Origin of the sequence: Bacteroides sp., from assembly GCF_028690125.1 — a bacterium.
GTDB lineage: Bacteria > Bacteroidota > Bacteroidia > Bacteroidales > Bacteroidaceae > Bacteroides.
The window spans coordinates 126,216-149,084 of sequence record NZ_JAQVBV010000010.1 but is presented as its reverse complement, the minus strand read 5'-3'; the positions used below and the strand labels follow the sequence as shown (position 1 = coordinate 149,084).

The following is a 22,869-nucleotide window of genomic DNA, read 5'->3' as shown; positions in this document are numbered from 1 at the left end:
TCTCATTTCATGAGCCCTCAATCCGCTTATTTGCAAGCAGGGCATTTGTATGATAGATATAGAGAATATTTTGAAATTAAATAAATACTATGAAGTCTAAAATTAATTTTAATTATCTTATATTCCTTTCTGTTGTGGCTGCACTAGGAGGATTTTTGTTCGGATATGATACTGCTGTAATATCCGGAACAATAGCTCAAGTGACTCAACTTTTTCAATTAGATGCACTGCAACAAGGATGGTATGTGGGATGTGCTTTGGTAGGCTCTATCATAGGCGTTCTCTTTGCCGGAATTTTGAGCGATAAGCTGGGACGAAAGATGACGATGGTTATTTCCGCTGTTTTATTTTCTACATCAGCTTTGGGGTGTGCCATTTCTGCTGACTTTACTCAATTAGTTATTTATCGTATTATAGGTGGAGTCGGAATTGGTGTTGTATCTATTGTTTCTCCTCTTTATATCTCAGAAGTATCGGTAGCACAATATAGAGGTCGTTTGGTATCTCTTTATCAATTGGCTGTTACAGTAGGTTTTCTAGGTGCTTATTTGGTTAATTATCAGTTGTTATCCTGGGTAGACAGTGGAGCTCAATTGAATATATCTTGGCTCAATAAGATATTCGTTTCTGAAGTTTGGAGAGGAATGTTAGGAATGGAAACTTTTCCTGCTATATTATTCTTTATTATTATATTCTTTATTCCTGAGAGTCCACGATGGTTGATCGTAAAAGGGAGAGATGAAAAGGCTATAAATATTTTAGAAAGAATATATAATTCACTATCTGAAGCTACATGTCAATTAAGCGAAACTAAGTCGGTTTTAACTTCTGAAACAAAATCAGAATGGGCATTATTAATGAAACCCGGGATTTTTAAAGCAGTTATAATTGGAGTTTGTATTGCCATTCTAGGTCAGTTTATGGGAGTGAATGCCGTTCTTTATTATGGTCCTTCTATTTTTGAAGATGCAGGTCTTTCGGGAGGAGATTCATTGTTTTACCAAGTTCTCGTAGGACTAGTCAACACCCTGACCACGGTCCTCGCCCTAGTCATCATCGACAAAGTGGGTCGTAAAAACCTGGTCTATTACGGAGTTTCCGGCATGATCATCACCCTGCTCCTGATCGGCCTCTACTTCCTCTATGGCGAATCCCTGGGATTATCCAGCCTCTTGCTGCTGGCCTTCTTCTTGTTCTACGTATTCTGCTGCGCCGTCTCCATCTGCGCCGTAGTCTTCGTGCTCCTCTCAGAGATGTACCCCACCAAAGTGCGCGGACTCGCCATGTCCATAGCCGGCTTCGCCCTGTGGATCGGAACGTACCTGATCGGACAGCTAACCCCCTGGATGCTCCAAAACCTGACCCCCGCCGGAACATTCTTCCTGTTCGCCATCATGTGCATACCCTATATGCTCATCGTCTGGAGACTCGTGCCGGAAACCACCGGCAAGTCCCTGGAAGAAATCGAGAGATACTGGACCCGTTCGGGACAGTCAGACAGACCTTAATCATTTAACAGTAAAAGAAATATGGATTTTAAGAAACTAGCAAATCAATACAGGGACGAACTGCTCGGCAATGTTCTTCCCTTCTGGCTCGACCACTCCCAGGACCGAGAACACGGCGGATACTTCACCTGCCTAGACCGTGAGGGGAACGTATTCGACACAGACAAGTTCATCTGGCTGCAAGGCCGTGAAGTCTGGATGTTCTCCATGCTCTGCAACAAAGTGGAAAAGCGTCAGGAATGGCTCGACTGCGCCATCCAAGGCGGTGAATTCCTAAAGAAATACGGACACGACGGCCATTATAACTGGTACTTCTCTCTCGACCGTTCGGGTAGCCCCCTGGTAGAACCATACAACATCTTCTCGTATACCTTCGCCACCATGGCCTTCGGTCAGCTGAGTCTGGCAACAGGCAACCAAGAGTATGCGGAAATAGCGAAGAAGACATTTGAAATCATACTCTCCAAAGTAGATAATCCGAAAGGGAAATGGAACAAGCTCCATCCGGGTACCCGCAATTTGAAGAACTTCGCCCTGCCGATGATCCTCTGCAACCTGGCTTTGGAAATCGAACACCTGCTGGACGAAGACTATCTTGAGCAAACCATGGAAACGTGTATCCACGAAGTAATGGAAGTATTCTACCGTCCGGAACTGGGAGGCATCATTGTTGAGAATATAAATGTAGACGGCAGTCTTTCCGATTGTTTCGAAGGTCGTCAGATCACCCCCGGCCATGCCATTGAAGCCATGTGGTTCATCATGGACCTTGGCAAACGCCTGAACCGTCCCGAACTGATTGAAAAAGCGAAGAATGTGACTCTTACGATGCTCGATTACGGCTGGGATAAGGAATACGGCGGTATCTACTACTTCATGGACAGTAAAGGCTGCCCTCCCCAACAGTTGGAATGGGACCAGAAACTCTGGTGGGTGCATATCGAAACGTTGATCTCCCTCTTGAAGGGTTATCAGTTGACCGGAGATGAACATTGTCTGGCGTGGTTTGAGAAGGTGCACGATTATACATGGAGTCATTTCAAGGATGCTCAATATCCCGAATGGTTTGGGTATCTGAACCGAAGAGGAGAGGTTCTGTTGCCACTCAAAGGAGGAAAGTGGAAGGGATGTTTTCATGTACCGAGGGGACTATACCAGTGCTGGAAAACACTTGATACCTTTAACGGAGAATAAAATCCTAATATATAACTTTAAGTATAAGAACATGAAAACAAAAGAACTACTAAAAAGGGCAAGAAGTATCTGCTTGTTGCTATTTATCCCTTGCAGCCTAATGGCACAAGACATCAAAGAAATAACAGGAACCGTATACGAAGAAGATAAAATCACTCCTGTGATCGGTGCTAATGTTCAAATTAAGGGGACTACAGTAGGTACTGTTACCAACACAAAAGGAATATTTAAATTAAATGCTAAACCCACAGATTTATTAATAGTATCCTATATTGGCTATGGATCGCAGGAAGTACCAATAAACAATAATACTCAGCTAAAAATAGTTTTAAAAGCAGATGAGGAATTATTGGATGAAGTTGTCGTCACAGCATGGGGACGACAGACTAAAAGCACTATGGTGGGAGCTGTCTCAACAATAAATCCTAAAGAATTACGAGGTCCCACAAGTAATTTGACTACTATGTTAGCTGGTCGTGTGGCGGGTATTATTGGTTACCAGTTAAGTGGAGAACCCGGACGTGACAATGCAGAGTTTTTCGTTCGAGGAGTTACTTCTTTCGGAACTGGTAGACAAACCCCATTAATGCTCATTGATGGAGTGGAATCGACTTCTAATGACTTGGCTCTTATTCAGCCTGACGATATAGAAAGTTTCTCTGTATTGAAAGATGGTACTGCGGCATCCATGTATGGTTCTCGTGGAGCAAATGGAGTATTATTAGTAGTTACGAAAAGAGGTCAAACCGGAAAAACAAAATTCAAAGCTCGTTATGAATCCTCAATATCCGGTAATACCCGTAGAGTTGAGATGGCTGACAATATTACCTATATGAAAATGGCTAATGAAGCTATATTAACCCGTGATCCGATGAAAGCACGCCTTTATAGTCAAGCCAAAATAGATAATACGATTAAGGGCATAGATCCTTATTTGTATCCTAGTAATGATTGGTTTGATATAATGATTAGAGACAATACATTCAATCATAGAGCCAATGTAAGTGTAGATGGAGGATCAGAACGTGCAAAGTATTATATTTCCGGGACTTATAAGCGTGACAATGGTATGTTCAAAGAACATAATCTGAACGGATTTAGTACCAATGTGTCCTCTCAATCTTATGAGGTTCGATCAAATATAGACTTTAAAATCACAAATACTACTGATTTTGCAGTCAGATTCTCCGGCCTTTTCACAGATTATAATGGACCTGCGGCAGAAGGAACATCAGTCTTTAAATCTCTTTATATGGCTAATCCGGTAGCATTTAATGCAGTATATTCGCAAGACATGATCCCTTGGGCAAATCACCCTCTTTTTGGAAATAGATATATGTCGGACGGAAGATCAATGTATTATAATCCTTATGCTTCCATGCTTTCGGGATACAAAGAAGATAATACCTCAAAGGTTCGCGCACAAATTGAATTAAAGCAAGATTTTAATTTTATACTTCCGGGACTTACAGGTAGATTTATGGCATATACAACACGCTATTCCCGTTATAATCTGACACGTACGAAAGTTCCGTTCTACTATCAAGCAGTAATGGATCCTGAAACTGAAGAGTTTGAATCACTTTCTCAATTGAATCCCGGAGTGGGAGAAGAATGGCTATCTTTTCAGCCAAAAGATCGAATTATAGAAACAGATACTTGGGCTGAAGCTTCGATTAATTATGACCATACATTTGCAACCAATCACCAAGTGGGTGCAGCTCTGTTTGGTTATATTGGAGAATCGACTGCCAGTTATGAAGAAGGTGGTTCGCAAATGAACTTTGAGCAGGCTTTACCTAGACGGAAGGTCAGTTTATCCGGTCGTCTCACTTATGGATATTTAGGACGTTATCTGGGAGAATTTAATTTTGGATATAATGGTTCGGAACGCTTCAGTAAGAATCATCGTTATGGATTCTTTCCATCTTTTGGTTTAGCTTGGATAGTCAGTGAAGAAAGTTTTATGCAACCATTACAAAATGTGATCAGTAAGCTTAAAGTGAGAGGAACGTACGGTTTTGTAGGAAATGATGATATTAGTAATTGGAAACAAAATCGTTTCTTCTATATGTCGTCCATGAATATGAATTCGGGTACTTATTATTTTGGAGAAAATTATGATTATAGTAGAAATGGTATTGCTATAACCCGGTATGGTAATGATGATATTATGTGGGAGAAGTCTGAGAAATTTAACTTGGCATTTGAATTAGGACTATTCAATTCAATGAATGTAGAAATAGACTTGTTCCATGAAAATAGAAACCAGATATTGATGGATAGAGCAGACCTTCCACAATCGATGGGACTTGCTTCATCTGTAAAAGCGAGTGTAGGAAAAGCGAAGTCGAAAGGTATGGAGATAGCCATGGATTATAATAAGAATATTACTAAAGATATGTGGCTAACCGCAAGAGGAACATTTACTTATGCAACCAGTGAAATGGTTTATAATGAAGAGCCCGATTATGGTCCTGGATTGGAACATTTGTCAAAAAGAGGAAACTCAGTCAATCAAATCTATGGATATATTGCAGAAAGATTGTTTATTGATGATAATGATGTGGCAAATTCACCTGCGCAATTTGATGCCGGAAAGTTAAAAGCGGGAGATATTAAGTACCGGGATATTAATGGAGACGGAGTCATTTCAACATCGGATAAAGTTCCTATTGGCTATCCCACAATTCCTGAGATAAATTATGGTTTTGGATTCTCTTTCGGTTATAAAGACTTTGATATTAGCGCCTACTTCCAAGGAGAAGGAAGATCTTCATTTGTAATAAATGCGGAGCAAATATCTCCATTCTTAAAACCGGCATCCGGTCAGGAAAGAGGATTACTCAAAGCCGTGGCTAATAATTATTGGTCGGAAGAAAATCCGAATATATATGCTTTTTATCCACGTCTTTCATACGATTATTTAAGTAACAACTATCAGACATCTACATGGTGGTTGCGTGATGGAAGCTTCCTTAAATTGAAAACTGTGGAAATAGGTTATGAACCAAGAGGACCTTGGTTGAAGAAAAAAACCGGATTAAGTGGATTTAGAATCTATGTTAGCGGATTAAACCTACTTACATTCAGTAAGTTTAAAATATGGGACCCGGAAATGAAAAGTAGTGGTATGGGATATCCTCTTCAAAGAGTTTTTAACTTGGGTGTACAAGTAACAATTTAAAATAGATCAAGATTATGAAACTTAAATTCTTAAATATATATACTATAGCAGAAAGACTGTTGCTTAACGTTTTTTGCTGTGCGTCTTTATTGGCTGGGATGAGTAGTTGCAATGCTTTCCTTGATATAGTTCCGGACGATGTGGCAAATCTGGATCACGCTTTCTCCAATAAATATGAAGCTGAACGATTCTTGTTTTCCTGTTACAAAGGAATGACTTCTTTGGGAAATCAGTCTTTATTCGGAGCAGATGATATATGGGCAGATGACACTTATTATAGCAGTGTTAGCGGATTCAAACTGGCATCAGGTGGCCAGAATATTTCAGATCCGCTCTTATCTATTTGGACAGGAAGTGGAGGAGCATCTTTTCATGCTTATAATAACATATACAATTGTAACATTTTTATCGAGAGAGCATCTGACCTTAGTCAGATTCCTGATCTTGATGAATTTACCAGAAAACAATGGATTGCAGAAGCGAAGTTTTTGAAAGCATACTATCATTACTGCTTATTCAGGATGTATGGGCCTATTCCAGTTCTAGATAAAAATTATGAAGTACAAGCTTCTATGGAAAACCTTTCAATGAAACGTGAACCGGTGGATGATGTTGTGAATTATATTTCTAATCTATTGATGGAAGCATCGGATGTACTACCATTGACGATATTGAATACTTCTACCGAGCTAGGACGACCGACAAAAGGTGCGACACTTGCTCTGAGAGCAAAATTACTTGTGACTGCTGCAAGTCCGTTATTTAATGGAAATAAAGATTATAAAGGAATAAAAGATAAAGATGGTGTGATTTTATTCCCGCAGGAAAAAGAGATCAATAAATGGAAAGAGGCTGTTGAAGCTTGTGAATTGGCTTTGAAGAATATTCCGGGAGTTGATTTTTATGAATATACAGCTTTAGGAGCTAACGAAATGTCGCAGACAACCCGATATAAGATGCGTACTCGTGGAGTAGTAACGGACAGATGGAACTGTGAAACGATATTGGGAATCAATATGAGTAAAGCGACTTGTTACTCCATTCAGCAGAATGCTATGATACCTTATATTAAAGCCGATGGAGCAGCTTATTTCTGGTCATTGTATTCTGTTCCTATCAATATGGCAGAACGCTTTTATACCAAAAATGGAGTGCCATTGTCAGAAGATAAAGAATGGAATAATAAATGGGAGTATACGAATCGTTATAAAACGACTCAAGTAGGAAGCGATCAACTTCCTAATCTGGTAAACAATTATGTTACCGCCAGACTCAATGTTGACCGTGAAAACCGTTTTTATGCCAGTCTTACGTTTGATGGTTCAATGCTTTATATGAAGTCAAACAGTAATGAGAATGATGCGATCAAGGTAAATTCTAAGTTTGGAGCGTTAAACGGTCGGGTTGGATTAGGATTTCTTTGGGCCACTGGTTATGTACCTACTAAATTAGTTAATTTTGGATTCGAAGGAATAACCAGTGCACCCGGATATACCACAGATTATTATAACTGGCCTGAAATTCGTCTATCGGATTTATATCTGTTGTATGCTGAAGCTTTAAATGAAGTAGAAGATTCACAAACCAACAGAGATAAAGCCATCAGACAATTGAATGAAATAAGAAGTAAGACTGGTCTTAAAGGAGTCAAAGAATCATGGTTGGCATATTCCAATCAACCTGATAAACCGAATAGTCAAGATGGACTACGTGAAATCATACATCAGGAACGTGAAATCGAACTTGCTTTTGAAGGACATCGTATCTGGGATTTAAGAAGATGGAAAGAAGCTGAAATATACCAGAATAATCAAATAAAAGGATGGAATATGTTGGGAAAAACAGCGGAATCTTATTATACGATTGTCCCTTTAGCAGATCAACGCTTCATTTCGCCCAGAGATTATCTATGGCCTATAAAAGAAAGTGAAATGCAGATTAATAAAAAATTAGTCCAAAATCCGGGCTGGTAAAAAGAATATAATATTATGAAACGATATCAATTTATAAATACCTTATTACAGATGAAATTAATATTCAGATGTATTTGTACGGTTGTCTCTTTATTGTTTTTAATTAGCTGTGAAGAGGAAACTCATCAACCAATATCTTCAGATGGAAGTGAACCAGCTATTGTAACTGTAACCTCTGTCGAAAGTTTACCGGGCGGAGCTAATATAATCTATACATTGCCCCAAGACAGGAATTTTATGTATGTAATAGCTGAAGTAACAGAACCTGATGGCAAAAAGCTAACATTCAATTCTTCATCTTATACCGGTAACATTAAGATACTAGGGCTTGGGACAGCGGAATCACATGAAGTAAAGTTATATAGTGTGAGTAAGGGGAATGTGAAATCTGAGCCGGTTATTGTTCCGATTGCCCCTCTTACTCCTCCTTATATTTCAGTACTGGAGTCCTTAAAATATAGAGAAACTTTTGGTGGAGTAAATATACAGTTTGTTAATGAGTTAAGAGCAGAATGCTCAATTACCTTGGGAGTAATTAATGATAAAAAGGGATTTGAAGAATATGGTACGGCTTATGTTAGAGACGCGTTAGGCAACTACTCATGGCATGGTTTGGAAAATAAGGAAACAAAATTTGGCTTATACATACGAGATCGTTGGAACCATTATTCTGATACAATTCAGTTTACCTTGACACCCTTATTTGAAGAAGAAATAGACAAAAGTACATTTAAAGCATATAGGTTACCAGGAGACGGTCCATTCTTTTCCGATGGAGGAAGAATTGTGGAGCCCAATCTTTGGGATGGCACATGGTCGGTTGATATAACAAATCCTTTTTCACCGGCATTATGGAAGCCATTTGGTACATCTGTAGATCCAAGCGATCGATTGAAACCAACTCATTTTACGATAGATTTGGGAGCTAAGAGGAAATTGAGTAGATTAAGAGTGAATCATTATTATCCATTCCAAAATTCGGCACCTAAATATTTTGAAGTTTGGGGTAGTGAAGATACGCCACCAAGTGAAGGCAGTTGGGATGGATGGACAAAATTGGCTGATATGGAAAATCTGAAGCCTTCGGGATTGCCTGTCGGACAAATAGGAGCCGGTGATGCGGAAGCTTATGCTGCAGGAACAAATGCTAATTTCGATATTAATTTACCATCTGTCAGATATATACGTTTCCGTTGTATCGAAAGTTGGTCGGGTACCGGACATTTAGAATTTGCGGAGGTAACTTTTTATGGATCAAATGTAGTAGAATAAAAAAAAATAAATTATGAGAACGACATATAACATTATTATTATAATATTGGGACTCTCGTTTTTCTTGGCTTCTTGTTCAGGTATGGATGAATATTTGGATAAGTATACAAATGGCAATGAAATTCGTTATGCCGGTAAACCGGTAGAGGTTGAAGCACTACCTGGAAATGGGAGAATAGGTATTCGATATTTATTAGGGCCTGATGTGGCATTAGATAGAACGGTCATATATTGGTCTAATAAAGCAGATTCTGTAACACTCAAAATAGACCGGGATAAATTAAGTTCAGATGTTATTTCTACTGTCATTGAAAATCTACCGGAAGGAAGCTACAGTTTTGAACTTGTGAATTTTGATTATTTCGGTAATAAGTCTGTACCGGAATATGTAGTGGGACATTCATATGGAACCAGATATAGCTCAGTGCTAACTCCCAGATCTGTTGTTGAATGTGCACCTGTCAACTTTCAGAAGGATGTACAAGTCGTATTCACGGATTCCATTAACAACTCCGTAGGGGTGGAACTATCATACATTAGTGATGGATCTGAAGTAACTGTATATATGAAGAATGATGCTAAAGAAAATACAATAGAGTTACCGAGATGTGATATAACCAATCCGATCCGATACCGTACGATGTACAAACCGGATATTGCCTGTATAGATACTTTTTATACTCAATGGGAAGAAGTTTATTCAATTGATAAGATGCTGATAAAAAAGCCATATGCTTATATCACATTAACTGGTGATGCACCGGCTGAATATATACCTAATTCCTGGAATAATTTATGGGATGATAGAGCGCAAACCACGTGGAAAAAGTATAATGAAATAGGTTATAGTAATTTTACAACAACAGGATCACATACTGCCGAAGCTATCTGGGCAACGATTGATGTGAGACAGCGGATTGATGTAGCCAGAGTCAGAGCGGACTATTATTATTATAAAGAAGGGACGGCACCTAAGATTCTTGATTTGTTGGCTTATACCGGAGAAGGGGTTCCGCCTAGTTTGGAACCTGAAGACCCGACTTATTGGAAAGATTGGTTATTGATTCATACCTATGATAATTCAGATCCAAACGAATATCCATTTGATGCAAACGATGCGATAACAAGTCAGGTTGGTTTCGCAAAGGGATTAGATGTGTCATTTGAATATCAGGAAGTGCCTAAGGCCCAATATTTCCGTTTAAAATGTAGAGCTGCCTGGACTCCATGGAATCAGAATTCAAAGAATTTTTCATTGAGTGAGATTACATTCTGGACATATATGTATTAGTAGTAACTGAAAAATAAGTGAAAATATATGCGTAAAATAAATATTGGTTTTTTTGCAGTGCTATGTATATTATTGATAGGCTGCTCATCCAAACCGAAATTTTATTGTATAGGATCGGAACATAACGATTTAGTTTTATTATTGCAAAAAGAAGGACACGAAGTTGTCCTTCTTTCAACGCAACAAGAGGCCATTGCTGCTACTCCGAAAGGTAGTATACTACTTCTGTTAGCAGATAAGTATCCGGAAGACAAAGGTATGCTTTCTGAAAATGAGCTAAAAGAAATAGAGAGAAAAGACCTTCATGTGTATTTGGAATATGCTTCTATTGTTAATTCGGAGTCGACATCTGATCCTAAGTCCATGAATTTGGAGCGTGTTGTTGTAACAGATAGTACATTCTGCAAGGAATTACCTTATATGTCGCTATTGGGCATCAACGGAAGCTATGTATTACCCATGAAGGCGGAAAATCCTATATTGGTCGTTGCTAAAGTTGCCGGATTCGACAAAGCGGATTACGGACTGGAAAATACGGAAACCTTCCCCTTATTGTATCGTTATAATGACCATGTAATGGTTGCTACCTCACCTTTAAGTCACTTTGCATCGGCTCGTTTTTCTCCTGAATCTTCATGGAAAAAAGTATGGGAATCAATTTTATCCGATATGAAAGGAGATCCGATAGTATTTAATACTTGGTTGAGCTATGTAAATCCTGCTTTCGGTAAAACGGAACAGTTACCGGACTCAGCACGAAGAGAATCGATAGCAAAAGGGATAGAGTGGTATTATAACGGGCATTTTTTGATTCATGATTCGTGGAAGAAAGATTGGTTGGACAAATACATAGGAGACGGTTCAATGCCTGTTGGCCCTGAGTTGCCTCGGGATGCGAAAGATGGAGATGGTACTTCCGGAGTGCTCGAAGGACATTGTTCTTTTATTTATCACGATGGAACCCAAAAATATCGTTATTGGTTAAGGAATGATGTGCAAGGAGAATCTGCTATGGCATTCTCTTTGGTCGGCAAATTATTAGATAGAAAAGATTATCTGAAGGTTGCTCAAAACCTGAATAATTTCTCATTCGACAGATTTCGCCAAGGACCAAGAAGCGATCCGAATAGTCCGACATATGGTTTGCTTAGTTGGGCAGTGACCAGTCCGGATACTTACTACGGAGATGATAATGCCCGTTCTATATTGGGATCAATGACGGCTGCAGCTATATTGCAAGATACGTGTTTGAATAAAAAAATCATTGAGTGTATTATCGGTAATTTCAGAACTAGCGGCAAGAATGGTTTTAGGGGAGACCGCCTGGAGGACGCTGATATTCAGAAAAATGGATGGAAACATTATTTTAAAGGAGACAAGATAAATCCTCACCCTCATTTCGAGTCATGGATATGGGCGTGCTACTTGTGGTTATATGCTGAAACTCATTATAAACCTCTATTAGAACGTGCTAAAAACGGTATCCGCATAACGATGGAATCTTATCCTTCTAAATGGGGATGGACAAATGGTATACAACAAGAAAAGGCACGAATGATTCTTCCTTTGGCATGGCTTGTTCGTGTAGAACCGACAGATGAAAATAAGAAATGGCTTAATTTTATGGTAGACGAGTTGTTAAAGAATCAGGTAGAATGTGGGGCAATCCGTGAGGAATTGGGGGATCCTAATGCCGGTATGTTCGGGAAAACAAAGTCAAATGCAGACTATGGAAAGCATGAGGCTCCACTAATTTCCCGCAATGGAGACCCTGTGGCAGATATGCTCTATACCAGTAATTTTGCATTTATCGGGCTGAATGAGGCAGCTAAAGCGACAGGTGACCTCAAACATATCGAAGCTGTCAATAAATTGTCCGACTTCCTGACTCGTATTCAGGTAAGAAGTGAACATTTCAAAAACGTGGATGGCGCATGGTTCAGAGCTTTCAATTACAAGAATTGGGACTATTGGGCTTCGAATGCAGATGCAGGTTGGGGAGCGTGCTCTACGCTTACAGGCTGGATTCAGAGTTGGATCGTTGCCACTCAAACCTTATTGGAAATGGATAGTTCCATGTGGGATATAGTCAGGAAATTGTCGGTAGACGAATCCTGGTCATCAGTGAAAAAGGAAATGTTAGATAAGTAATCTTAGATTTAATAACAGAACCTATCATACAAATAATAATAACATCGTTGGCGAGACATAATTTGTTCCAGACAGATTAGTCTCGCCAATGATAACTAGAAAAAATAAAATGAAATTTTTAGCAGCTTTTATCTTTATTTTAAATATTTTTGGAGCAGATATCTACTCCCAGAATGGTGTTACAAATACAAGAGAATCTGTTTATGAAGGATATAGACAAAATAAAATTCAGGATTTGGTGTTGATGTATCAAGGAGGAACACAGCGTTCCGAATGTACTGTGGATTTTATTTATCCTTACGTGGTTCATACGGATCGTTTGAAACAAAAAGATTGGTTTTTCGACGGATTTTTGTTTTTAGAGTTTAACGACGGACAGGGATATCATTTTGAGTTTTCGTGGGATCCGAATGGGAAAATTGCAGATAAGAATCGATGGGAATGGCTCGCTGACCGGCATTTTGGAAAAGAAACGGGGATTAGCGCTTTAGAGAAAACGATTAAAAAGGCGACTGAGGAACTTGGCCCTGCTCCTTTCAAACATAAGGTGGTGATCGGATTGCCCGAACCTGTCTGGAATACCAAAGACTGGGGAGAACTAAATGGTAAAAAGCTGGACTTTAGTAAGCGGGAAGATCGGATAAAAGCTTGTAAATGGTATATTGATCTGGTAGTGAAAAAATTTGAGGATAGTCATTTTAAATATATTGAACTAGCGGGAATTTACTGGCTGAACGAACAACTATTAAACACGCAACATATTACAGTAGAAATTGGGCATTATATACGGGAAAAAGGAATGCAGTTTTATTGGATTCCTTATTACACGGCAACGGGATTTAGTGAGTGGTATGAATATGGTTTCGATATGGCATACTTGCAGCCAACACATTTTTTTAATAAAAAGGTGAAGGATGATCGGGTAGACAGTGCCTGTAAGCTGGCATTTGCTCACAATATGGGAGTAGAAGTAGAATTTGATAGCAATGCTTTACTCAGTTCGCCGGATAATAAAAGCACTCGTTTAAGAACTTATATGGAGTCATTAGACCGAAATGATGCTTACCGGAATGCATCATTAGCCTATTATGAAGGTGGAGATGGAATTTATCGATTTTCTAAATCAACTCAAATGGAGGATAAAATCTTAATGGACGCACTCCATTCGTATATAAAAAAGAGAAAGAAGAAAGAAGCTATTTTTCAGGAGAACTTTATAGGCTCGAAGAAAGAATTGAATACAGAAAAATGGAATATTACCGGAAATACATCAAACTTCAAAATAGATGAGGCGGGATTAACTATCGGAGGAAAAGGTACGGTAAATATAAATACTCGTAATAAACTTAATTTTAGATACTCGAGGATTGAATTAAAGGTGAGAATCTTGCCTGAAAATAAGCAGGCAGAAACACGAGTCAGATTACTGCCGGTAAAGGAATTACATGGTCCATGGCCGAATAGTGGTGAAATCCTTTTAATGGGGCATCATGCTCAAAATACATACATAAATCTGGGGCAAAACACCGAACAGAATAACGAGTTGAAAGGGAATATGAGAGGATCTATTTTTTATATGGATCGTTGCAATGCGGACCAGACATATACGATCGTTTGTGAGTGGAAAATGGATCGGATCTTTACATATATCGATGGAAAGCTGGTTCATACTAATGAGAATCTATTAGAACCAAACACTAACAGTTATCATAGAGATTGTTATACAAATCTATGGCCGTTTGGATCTGATTTCTATTTAGACATCAATATTGAGTCTAAAACGAATAAACCCACAATTTGCATTGAATCAATTAAGATTGATAAATGATTACCGACTATGTGTAAATAGATGAAACGCTTCAAATGAATGATTAGTAGGATTGGTAATATTCGAATTAAATTATTAATTTTGTGACTTCCTGATAAGATTGTACATCAGAAAAGTCCTTAAAACATTTATATTATGAAGAAAAAAGTATTATTGAGTATTTTATGTACCATTCTTTCTTTGTCGGCAACAGCACAAACAAAGATTATTGCACATCGAGGTTACTGGGAAGCGGAAAATTCCGCTCAAAATTCCCTAAGTTCATTGTATAAGGCGAACGAAATAGGTTGCTATGGCTCTGAATTTGATGTCTGGAAAACTCAGGATGGCGTCTTAGTTGTCCATCATGACGGTGAAATAAACTCTATGTCTATAGAAAAGTCTCCTTACGAGAAGATCAGAAACTGCAAACTTTCCAATGGAGAGACATTACCTACACTTGAGCAATATCTGGTTCATGCTAAGAACTGTCCGGAACTACGATTAATTTTGGAAATCAAATCATCTACTCCCGGAGAAGAATGGACAAAAACTTTGGTCGATGGAGTGATCAATGCTGTCGAAAAACAGAAATTGGCCAATCGGACTGACTATATTGCTTTTAGTAAAGATATATGTAAGGAGTTAGTGAAAAGACGTCCGAACGCAAAAGTCTATTACTTGAATGGAGATGCAACTCCTGCGCAGTTAAAAGAATGGGGAATGACAGGAGCTGACTATTATTTCACAGGATTTACCAATAATCTGAATTTAGTCAATGATATGCACAACCAGGGACTTCAGGTAAATGTATGGACAGTGGATGAGCCTGTGATGATGAAACGCTTGATTGGCATGGGAGTAGATTATATAACAACAGACAAACCTTTGCTTCTTAAGCAAATGATTAAAGAGTATGCAGATAAATATACTCCCATAGATTATCCTCAAGTAGATTTGTCTACTTTTAAAAAAGACAAGAAAGGATATATTACGATATTCGACGGTACTTCCTTTAATGGATGGAGAAGTTATGCTTCCGAAACTCTGGCTGACAAATGGGTGTTGGACGATGGCGCGATGAAATTCGACAGCAAAAAACAAGGAAAAGGTGGAGAGATCATCTTTGCTCATCAATTTAAAAATTTTGAATTGGAACTGGAATGGAAAATATCCGAAGGGGGTAATTCGGGCATTATGTATATGATTCAGGAAATCCCCGGTCAATATGCGGTATCTTCTTCTCCCGAATACCAGTTACTGGATAATGAAAATCATCCGGATGCCAAGGCGGGTAAAGATGGTAATCGGAAAGCCGGTTCTTTGTATGACATGATTCCTGCCAATCCTCAAAATGCCAAACCTTTTGGCGAATGGAACAAGACTAAAATAGTAGTAAACAACGGACAAATCACTCACTATCAAAACGGTGAGAAAGTAGTGGAATATACAGTGGGAACTCCGGAATGGATCAAAATGCTGGATAACAGTAAATTTAGTGTAACCGGATGGGCAGACGCTTATTACTTAATGAGTAATTTCGGTGGTATCAACCGGGAAGGTTACATTGGTTTCCAAGATCATGGTAACGATGTATGGTTACGTAATATCAAAATAAAAGTACTGGATTAATAATGAACCGTATACTTATATACACAGTTATTCTGTTTTGCTTGTCATCCTGTTCGTCATCTCAAAAAGCAACGACGGATCAGACAGAATCAGAAGGCTATGCCCCCAAAGGCTCTATACGAGATTTGGTATTAATCTATGATGGAGGAACTCACCGAAGAGAAGTATGGAATGAGGAATTGTTTCAGCCTTACGTTTATGCTCCTCGTCCAGATGGCAAAGGAGGTGATTGGCTATTTGATGGTTTTCTTTTTCTGGAAATTTATGATGGTAACCGTTGCGGATTCGCTTCCGGATACCGACCAACTCCTGCTACCAAAGAGGATTGGATCATGTTAATCGACAAATATTTTACTTCGGGAAAAAGCATTTGTGCATTAAATGATTGTATAGAGAATTCAAAATCAATCTGCGGCAAGCTGCCTAAAAAGAGAAAAATAGTTTTATCGCTACCGGAACCTATTCCAAATCAAAAGAATTGGGGTGAACTGGATGGCAAAAAACTTGATTTCTCAAATGATGAAGATCGTATTACTGCCTGCAAATGGTATATTGATTTTATCACAGAACGATTTAAAAAGGCTCATCTTAAGAATGTTGAATTGGCAGGATTTTATTGGCTAGCAGAGGAAGCGACTCATACGCGGACATTTGTGAAACATATAGCCGACTATATTCATGAAGACAAACAGTCTTTTTATTGGATTCCTTACTTCAAATCTGATGGATATACTACATGGAAAAAGTTAGGCTTCGATAAGGCATATTTGCAACCGAATCATTTTTTCAATTTAAATATTCCAGATTCGCGTATTGATGATGCTTGCAAGCTGGCCTGGCAATATGGAATGTCTATGGAATGCGAGTTCGACGAGAGGGCATTGACTGATAGAGCTTCCCGTATGAAAGCATATCTGGATGGGTTTGAACGGAATCAGGTTTTTGAAAAAACAGATGTTGCGTATTACCAAGGCGGAAGTGCCTTTTATGCGTTGAGAAACGGTTCCGAACAAGAAGTGGCACTCTATTATCGATTGGCAAATATTATCATTAAAAGACAGAAAGCTCGTAGATAAATTGTTTTGGCTGTGTTTTCCAATATTTAGAGTGTTTTCATGTGCTTTTAGCAATTGAAAACCATTTTTAGTCATCGTCATATTTTTGCATAAACCTCTAAAATATAACACATTGCATTGCGTCATCTTTTTTATATGACTTTCGAATATAATTTTTTGGTAAGCGTGGAGACACTTACCAAAGGAAAATGGTCTTAAAAAAGATGACGCATTTTATCATTCTGAATGATAGCGAGATATAGAAAAATATGACAATGACTCAAAATGATTTTCAATTATGAAATTAACCAGGGTTATTAGGGAAAAAGACGCTAATGTTTGTTTTCAAATATCCCAATGATTGAAAAAAACATTGGAATAAACAAAAACAAACTTCCCATAGATTTTAGACAAACTAACCGCTTCTTTTACTGAAGCTGTACGGTCATTCTATAAAAAATAACCGTACAATTACTACAACTTAACCGTATAGTTGTTACAACATAACCGTATGATTTTATCCAATCAACTGCCGTTTTTCAAGTACATCTTTTAAGTGATACTTGTACTAGATCTATCTAATTCTTGTACTTGGCTTGCCTAATCCTTGTACATCTTCCAAGTAACTCTAATACATCATTCGGATAACTCCAGTACTTCATTTGAGTGACTTTAATACATCTTTTGAATCCATTTTTTAGACTCTATTTTGTAAATAAGTCCTTTAACGGCCAGTCCATAATCGTAGAGATATACGGTATCAATGACATTGCCATTTTCGTTTGACCCTTGTAATTAGGATGCCACACAGCACCTAAATCAGTCGTACTATTATAAAGTCCTTCCGGAAAAACAAACAAATATACATGCGGATCATTCAAATCCTGACGCAAATGTTCCATATATCCCATAATCTGCCTTTGCGCTATGGCAGGACTGATACAAAGAATCGGGACAGCACCATAATTATCCCGTAATCTACTGATTAATAACTTATACGCACGAATAAACTCTTCCTCCAACGGATACAGATCCGTGGAAAAGTCATTGCTTCCTAAATTAATAACAACCAAGTCCGGCTTATATACTTTAAAATCCCACTTCTTCTCTAAGTTAATATCAAAAGTATTCAGCATTCGATCTTTCATTGTTACTGCCGATACTCTCACAGAATCTCCATAATTTCGCACGACTCCTCTCCCCGAATGTGCAATGAAAGTATAATCCGCATTAAAATAACGGGATATAATAGCAGCGTAAGACAAATTACAATTTTCTGTTTCCGCTTTATAAGGCTCACTGCGGTCCTTACCTTCCGTTCCGAAGCCACAAGTCAGAGAGTTACCTATAAACTCGATATGCCTGAGCGGAATATTCATTTCTCTCTTCAACTGACCTCCCTGAGGCAATACAAACTGGTGAATAGTCGTTTGCCCCCATTCGCCTTCCGTACGTTTCTGAATGAGAATACGGTGAAATCCCTTATCAATACCGGATATAAAATTGACCAATGTATCTTTACCGGATACTTTTACTACCTGATGCAAAAGGCTATCCACAAATACATTATAGTAATTGATCCCTGTATCTGAAAGACGGATAGACAATTCCCCTCCCGAAAGTTTGGTACGGAAATAAGTTCCGGTCCAGTCAAATGACACAGACCCGTCTCCTTGTATTTCCGTACGACCGATGTATGAGACGTTTGAGTCATTTCCTTTCAGATAAACTTTGCTTTGTGCACTCATTTCCTGGAGCATACAAAAAGCAACTGATAAAACAGCAAAAATTACTTTCCTCATTGAGCTTACTTCTTTTTTATAAGTTTCTGAATGACAGGACATACTAAATCCGCATACCGCATCATTCCCAAATCTGTGAAATGAATGCCATCGACTGTCGCTTCCCCGTCGTCACCCAACATCTTATCAGAATGTATCAGATATATATTCTTCTCTCCTTTCTTTTTCAGAAGGGTAAAAATCTCATTCAAAGTTTGATTCTTCCTCTGTACTTCACGGGCAATCCGTTGGTCGAATAAGGAATGAGTAAAAATTGGGTCTTCAATAAAGACAATAGGTGTATCGGGATGTTTCTTACGGATAATCTCATAGAATGTTTCCATTCGTTCCTGCATCTGTTCAACGGAAGCGTTGGGCACAAAATCCAGCACAAAAACACTGGCGTCCACTTCCGCCATGATCTTCGCCACTTCCAGATCAAGCAAAGCATTTCCACTAAATCCGAGATTGATACATTCTCGATTCAGTCTTCGTGAAATGATATTAGTATGTGCCATTCCAGGTCGATTGGCACAGCCACCTTGTAAGATACTGGTTCCGTAAAAAGCAACGGGTTTTGTCCGGACCGGAGAATCTACAGCGGGTTGCGTAATACTTGAAAGCGAATCTACTCCGATAGATAACGAAACTAGTCCGTCATAAAGAGGCAGATAGAGCATATACTCTCTTTCTTCGGGTTGCATATTGGCTATAATTGTAGCTTGGGTTGTTTTACCGGTAGGACGACCGCTATTGACAAAACGCCACTTGCCATCTTTTTGCAGGCAATACAGATCGAGTCCTTTTACGCCCACATCCGTCATGTGATTCATGTGGTTATTGCCAAGAGTTTCCCATTTAGCCACAATCTGTGTTGAGTTGCTACGAAAACGGATCGCCATTCCGGCAGAATTACGGCTTAAGCTCCACAAGGGAGCACGGGAAATATTCTTTAGAGAATCCGGGAACCGTTCGTACCGGGTTCCAGTTGCTTCGGCAGCTTTACCTAATAAGGGGAAATGGGCGGCATCATGATACACGATCTGAGTATACGCATGGCACATCATCAATAACATTGCAAAAATGCAGATTCTTCTCTTCATGTCGATATGGTATTACAAATTTAAGTTCTCCAAAAACATTTAATTCTGGTAAAGAACATAGTTATTACTACTGCTAACGTTGTCAGAATCACTCCCCGCAAGAATCCCATCCAAGCGTTGGAATTAAAATAAACCAGTAACGAAGCTATTCCTGTCAGGTTAGCTATGGGCATCACCAATAGATCAACTACCACGTATGCCATCATCGGATTCTGTCCGGGCATAACCAGAAATCGGGTACTTTTTACACAATGAAAATAGTCACATACTATATTCAGTAACAATAATGCCATAAAAGCTAAACCGGAAGTAAGAAACAAATAGCTGAAAGTAGCCGGATCCTTTTTTATACCTCCCTGAAACGGTTCAAAACACAGACCGAGTATGATAAGGAAGGTTCCGGCTATAAAGAGTTTCCTCCACAGTTCCATAAAACCGGTTCCTTTCCGTAACAAAAAGAATCCACCTGTCAGCAAAATGATATTTACTATCAGATTCAGAATTGTTGTATGTGTGTAAAGTCCTGCCAAATTTACAATAATTAAAGCTAATGTCAAAAGAATCATTCCTATAGCTTTCCAATTATTTGCAGAATTTGTAGTAGAAACCGTACCGGACTTTAACCACTCCCTTAAATATTCGCCTGCTATGCTTCCCGGAATTACAATGAAAAGATATTGCAAATATTCAAAATGGTAAGCCCAAGGTAGTGGAGTATAGCTAAAGACTACTTGTGCCCAGGATCCTTCGGCCTGACTGCTCAATAATATAGCCATCAGAATGGGGATTACACTGATCCTGATCCACCGATGATGTATCGTAAAAATATAAATTATAGAACCGAATACAGCCATATTCGCCAGTAATAATATGATAATATTGCTGAATCCCACATCGAAGACTCTTTCGTGTGCATAGCGGGTAGTCACCATCATGATTACAGCTATTCCATAAGCTGTTATTTTAATACAAAGATGTGCCCATGCAGGTATTTTAAGAGGAATACGGATAAACATTGGAAACAACACGGCAAAGCAAAGTATCGCCAACAGCCAGGAACGCATATCTTGAGGATCACTTAAAATATGTGGATAAAAATGCTGAATAAAAATGGCAAAGAAAGTTAGCTGAACTCCTCGTTTGATGGCTTCATATACTAATTGTACTTTGAAAACTCCTTTCTCTATTCTTTTTCCTATTGAAAAAGGGAAGGCAGCTCCCATTGCAAACAGAAAGAAGGGGAAAACAAGATCCACCCATGTAATTCCTGTCAAACTTGCGTCAAATGCTCTTTCGGGCGGAGGAGTTTGAGCGTGGTACATCCATCCGGGTAAAGTATTCCATGCCACAGTTGCCGAAAGTACCATTGTGATAATAGCATATCCCCGGAGAGCATCTAAAGCATAGGCTCGTTTTTCCATCTTTATTTTGAAACAGTTTGTATATACTCTTTGCCGAAACGATCGGTTACTTTAATCTCAATCCGGGCATTCTTATTCTGAGGAGTGGCACGAAACAGATGTTGAGTGGCTTTTGGGGCAATCCAAGTGTAAACCATCTTTTCTTTATCGGCGCATACAACTGAGGCATATGGATCCAAACCTGTATATTTAGTCATATTTCCCGTAAGTTTACCGTCTTCCAGCCATTCTACTTTCCATAGCTTATCCCAATTCCATACATTTGCTATTATATCTGAAGGATATTCTTTGGACGACCCTGCCGGATAAGTACGGAATTGATGTTCTTTAGGGAAACCGGAACTTTTATAATACCACTTCACATCCTTTCCATCTACTTCATACACGCCATATCCACGCGGAGTTCCATCCAGACAAATATCAGCTTTCCACCAGGTACCACAGACAGCTGCTGTATTGTGCTCCATCAAATTGTCGTTGAATATCACATTTAGATTATAATGAGTATGTCCGGTGATGAGATGAGCCTTATAGGGTTTCAACATTTCATGAAGTGCTCCGGCATTCACCATCTGATCACCGATCATGGCATAATTATACAAAAATGCTTCTTGTTTTTCTGTCTGACGGGAAGGTATGTGCATGATAAAGAAAACAAGTGAACCTTCGGGTACAAAAGATAAGTCTTGTTCAAGCCAAGAAAATGTTTTTTCATCCAGATAGCCCATGTAGAAATAATCACGTCCGATAAAGAAGTTATTGTCTACTACCACGTAATGAGCATTTCCTTTATTGAATGAATAGTAAGAAGGACCAAAATGTTCTTCAAATGTTTTACAAGACGTTTCATGGGTGCGTCCGTCATAGTTCATGTCATGATTGCCCATTGTCCGGTAAATGGGGATATCCAACTGCTTTACCCGTTCCAGATAATCAGGATACAAAGCAGGACGATCTCCGACAATATCTCCGCAATCAATTCCGAAAACATCGGTGAGGGCATAAGACGAAATAAGTTGTTTACAATCGTCCGCCACATTCTGATAAATTTTCAATTCCTCTTTTGCAGTCACTTGTATATCAGCCTGAACTATAAAAACATGAGAAGTGTCATCCTTAGGATTCTTATTTAAATCAAAATTATAGTTCTGCTTTTTAGAGTAATCTACCGGAATATAAAAAGAAGGAACCGTGCCCTCTCTATCAGTCAGATAGCCGGACGGTGTGCATATATATACAAAACGGCTTTCTCCTAAAGTCGGGATACTATATTTCCCGGAAGCATCTGTTTGTACACAACGATATCCGTCGGTGACCATTACTCCCTGTATTCCTTTACCCTCGCAAGTTACTTTACCTTTGAGGATTTTGACCGGATTGGCTCCCTGGACATTGAATACCAGGAAGATACCAATTAAAAATATGAAAAAGATTTGTAATCTATTCATTTTCATGATATATATTTTAATAGGTTTTTAAAATATTCAGATCCAT

General features: G+C 38.7%; 14 protein-coding genes. 10 read left to right on the top strand and 4 right to left on the bottom strand.

The features are described 5' to 3' along the window. Positions 1 to 89: 89 nt before the first annotated feature. The 10 genes from PHO71_RS09110 (at position 90) to PHO71_RS09065 (ending at position 17,091) form a co-directional block, all read left to right on the top strand. Positions 90 to 1,508 (top strand): sugar porter family MFS transporter, encoded by a 1,419-nt coding sequence (locus PHO71_RS09110; RefSeq protein WP_300202024.1) that lies wholly within the window; start codon positions 90 to 92, stop codon positions 1,506 to 1,508. A gap of 21 nt (positions 1,509 to 1,529) precedes the next feature. After that, on the top strand, positions 1,530 to 2,702 hold the full coding sequence (locus PHO71_RS09105; protein ID WP_300202021.1) for an AGE family epimerase/isomerase: 1,173 nt from the start codon (positions 1,530 to 1,532) through the stop codon (positions 2,700 to 2,702). Between the two features lie 31 nt (positions 2,703 to 2,733). Then, positions 2,734 to 5,889, top strand: coding sequence for a TonB-dependent receptor (locus tag PHO71_RS09100; protein WP_300202018.1), 3,156 nt, complete (start codon positions 2,734 to 2,736; stop codon positions 5,887 to 5,889). A 14-nt stretch (positions 5,890 to 5,903) separates the two neighbouring features. Then, positions 5,904 to 7,862 (top strand): RagB/SusD family nutrient uptake outer membrane protein, encoded by a 1,959-nt coding sequence (locus PHO71_RS09095; protein ID WP_300202015.1) that lies wholly within the window; start codon positions 5,904 to 5,906, stop codon positions 7,860 to 7,862. Positions 7,863 to 7,877: 15 nt separating this feature from the next. Next, positions 7,878 to 9,134, top strand: a complete 1,257-nt coding sequence (locus PHO71_RS09090; protein ID WP_300202012.1) for a DUF5000 domain-containing lipoprotein — start codon at positions 7,878 to 7,880, stop codon at positions 9,132 to 9,134. A 13-nt stretch (positions 9,135 to 9,147) separates the two neighbouring features. After that, positions 9,148 to 10,425 (top strand): DUF4998 domain-containing protein, encoded by a 1,278-nt coding sequence (locus PHO71_RS09085; RefSeq protein WP_300202009.1) that lies wholly within the window; start codon positions 9,148 to 9,150, stop codon positions 10,423 to 10,425. 27 nt (positions 10,426 to 10,452) lie between these two features. Beyond that, the gene (locus tag PHO71_RS09080) at positions 10,453 to 12,576 is read left to right on the top strand and encodes a hypothetical protein (protein WP_300202006.1); all 2,124 of its coding nucleotides are present in this window, start codon (positions 10,453 to 10,455) and stop codon (positions 12,574 to 12,576) included. Positions 12,577 to 12,685: 109 nt separating this feature from the next. Further along, positions 12,686 to 14,404 carry a DUF4855 domain-containing protein gene (locus PHO71_RS09075; RefSeq protein ID WP_300202003.1) on the top strand — a complete coding sequence of 573 codons (1,719 nt, stop codon included), beginning with the start codon at positions 12,686 to 12,688 and terminating at the stop codon, positions 14,402 to 14,404. A 135-nt stretch (positions 14,405 to 14,539) separates the two neighbouring features. Further along, entirely contained in the window at positions 14,540 to 16,015 is a 1,476-nt protein-coding gene (locus tag PHO71_RS09070; protein WP_300202000.1) for a family 16 glycoside hydrolase, read from the top strand. Positions 16,016 to 16,017: 2 nt separating this feature from the next. Further along, positions 16,018 to 17,091, top strand: a complete 1,074-nt coding sequence (locus PHO71_RS09065; protein WP_300201997.1) for a DUF4855 domain-containing protein — start codon at positions 16,018 to 16,020, stop codon at positions 17,089 to 17,091. 683 nt (positions 17,092 to 17,774) lie between these two features. On the opposite strand, the gene PHO71_RS09060 is transcribed toward PHO71_RS09065, so the two are convergent. Genes PHO71_RS09060 through PHO71_RS09045 form a run of 4 tightly spaced genes read right to left on the bottom strand, consistent with a single transcriptional unit; the run spans position 17,775 to position 22,829 of the window. Then, positions 17,775 to 18,872, bottom strand: coding sequence for an SGNH/GDSL hydrolase family protein (locus PHO71_RS09060; protein WP_300201994.1), 1,098 nt, complete (start codon positions 18,870 to 18,872; stop codon positions 17,775 to 17,777). A 5-nt stretch (positions 18,873 to 18,877) separates the two neighbouring features. Beyond that, positions 18,878 to 19,954, bottom strand: coding sequence for an SGNH/GDSL hydrolase family protein (locus PHO71_RS09055; protein WP_300201992.1), 1,077 nt, complete (start codon positions 19,952 to 19,954; stop codon positions 18,878 to 18,880). A 20-nt stretch (positions 19,955 to 19,974) separates the two neighbouring features. Then, complete coding sequence (locus tag PHO71_RS09050) at positions 19,975 to 21,375, bottom strand: DUF5009 domain-containing protein (protein ID WP_300201989.1); 1,401 nt, start codon at positions 21,373 to 21,375, stop codon at positions 19,975 to 19,977. Positions 21,376 to 21,377: 2 nt separating this feature from the next. After that, on the bottom strand, positions 21,378 to 22,829 hold the full coding sequence (locus PHO71_RS09045; RefSeq protein WP_300201987.1) for a calcineurin-like phosphoesterase family protein: 1,452 nt from the start codon (positions 22,827 to 22,829) through the stop codon (positions 21,378 to 21,380). Between the last annotated feature and the right edge of the window lie 40 nt (positions 22,830 to 22,869).